The sequence below is a fragment of the Pseudonocardia sp. SID8383 genome (assembly GCF_009864975.1).
Classification (GTDB): Bacteria; Actinomycetota; Actinomycetes; order Mycobacteriales; family Pseudonocardiaceae; genus Pseudonocardia; species Pseudonocardia alni.
In genome coordinates this window covers 1-2,102 of the sequence record NZ_WWFY01001151.1, presented here as the reverse complement: position 1 = coordinate 2,102, position 2,102 = coordinate 1, and the positions used below count along the sequence as shown (strand labels likewise).

Genomic DNA, 2,102 nt, shown 5'->3' with positions numbered 1-2,102 from the left:
GCGGAGCTCGACCGTCGTGGCGCGGGAGCCGTGCTGGCCGGACGGGACGCCGCGGACGGCTCGGCCGTCGCCGCCGCCCGCTCGTCCGGGGCCGGTCCGATGGGCCGGCTCGCCACCGTCGACGGCGTCGGTACCGGTGCCGGGCGGGTCGCGACCGTGCTCGCGCTCGCCGAACGACAGGCAGGAGGCACCGGCCGCTACGGTTCCGGGGCCGGAACGGTGGGGCCGGTTCCCGCCGCCCCATGACCGATCGGTAGGCTGAAACTCCGTGCAGACTCGCGCCACCCGTCATCTCTTCGTCACCGGTGGGGTCGCGTCCTCGCTGGGTAAGGGCCTGACCGCCTCCAGTCTCGGTCAGTTGCTCACCGCGCGCGGGCTTCGCGTCACCATGCAGAAGCTCGACCCCTACTTGAACGTCGACCCCGGGACGATGAACCCGTTCCAGCACGGCGAGGTGTTCGTCACCGAGGACGGTGCCGAGACCGACCTCGACGTCGGCCACTACGAGCGGTTCCTGGACCGCGACCTCGCCGGGCGGGCCAACGTCACCACCGGCCAGGTCTACTCCGAGGTCATCGCCAAGGAGCGCCGCGGCGAGTACCTCGGCGACACCGTCCAGGTCATCCCGCACATCACCAACGAGATCAAGGACCGTGTCCTCGCGATGGCCGAGCCCGACGCCGAGGGCCTGGCCCCCGACGTCGTCATCACCGAGGTCGGCGGCACCATCGGCGACATCGAGTCGCTGCCGTTCGTCGAGGCCGCCCGCCAGGTCCGTCACGAGGTCGGCCGGGACAACTGCTTCTTCCTGCACGTGTCGCTGGTGCCGTACCTGGCGCCGTCGGGCGAGCTGAAGACCAAGCCGACCCAGCACTCCGTCGCGGCGCTGCGCAACATCGGCATCCAGCCCGACGCGGTGGTGCTGCGTGCCGACCGGGAGATCCCCGAGGGCATGAAGCGCAAGATCTCGCTGATGTGCGACATCGAACTCGACGGCGTCGCCGCGTGCCCGGACGCCCCGTCGATCTACGACATCCCGAAGGTGCTGCACGGCGAGGGCCTCGACGCCTACGTCGTGCGCCGGCTCGGGCTGCCGTTCCGCGACGTCGACTGGACCGTGTGGGGCGACCTGCTCGACCGCGTCCACCACCCGCGGGAGACCGCGACGATCGCTCTGGTCGGCAAGTACGTCGACCTGCCCGACGCCTACCTCTCGGTCACCGAGGCGCTGCGGGCCGGCGGCTTCGCCCACCACGCCAAGGTGGCGATCCGCTGGGTGCCGTCGGACTCCTGCGAGACCCCGGCCGGCGCGGCCGAGGCGCTCGACGGCGTCGACGGAGTGCTCGTCCCCGGCGGCTTCGGCATCCGCGGCATCGAGGGCAAGCTCGGCGCGATCACCCACGCCCGCACCCGGCGCATCCCCGCCCTGGGGCTGTGCCTGGGGCTGCAGTGCATGGTCATCGAGACCGCGCGCACCGTCGCCGGCCTGGAGGACGCGAGCTCGACCGAGTTCGACCCGGAGACCGCGCACCCGGTGATCTCGACGATGGCGACCCAGCGCGACGTCGTCGCGGGCGAGCGGGACATGGGCGGGACCATGCGCCTGGGTGCCTACCCGGCGGTGCTGCAGCCCGGCTCGGTCGCGGCGAAGGCCTACGGGGCGCGCGAGATCTCCGAGCGGCACCGGCACCGCTTCGAGGTCAACAACGCCTACCGGCAGCAGCTCACCGAGGCGGGCCTGGTGTTCGGGACCTCCCCGGACGGGACGCTGGTGGAGTTCGTGGAGCTGCCGTCGTCGCAGCACCCGTTCTTCGTCGGGACCCAGGCGCACCCCGAGCTCAAGAGCCGCCCGACCCGGCCGCACCCGTTGTTCGCGGCGTTCGTGAAGGCGGCGCTGCGCTACCGGGCCGAGGACCGGCTGCCGGTGCACCTGCCCGGCCGGGACAACACCGACGCCGACGACGCCGAGACGGTCGAGGGCGACGACGTCGCCGTCGGCGCGGGCGGCAACGGCGTGGCCCGGACCGAGAGCACCTCCGCCCGCTGACCCCGACCGGGCCGGGCCGCCGAGGGTGGCCCGGTCCGGCACGGCGCCCCGGGGC

General features: G+C 73.2%; 2 protein-coding genes. Both read left to right on the top strand.

Translation table 11 applies throughout. The annotated features are described in order from the left end of the window. A partial coding sequence (locus GTW08_RS28055) for a copper transporter (RefSeq protein WP_161152744.1) occupies nt 1–246 on the top strand: 246 nt, incomplete at its 5' end. Nucleotides 247–268: 22 nt separating this feature from the next. After that, nucleotides 269–2,047, top strand: coding sequence for a CTP synthase (locus tag GTW08_RS28050; RefSeq protein ID WP_073575226.1), 1,779 nt, complete (start codon nt 269–271; stop codon nt 2,045–2,047). Nucleotides 2,048–2,102 lie beyond the last annotated feature (55 nt).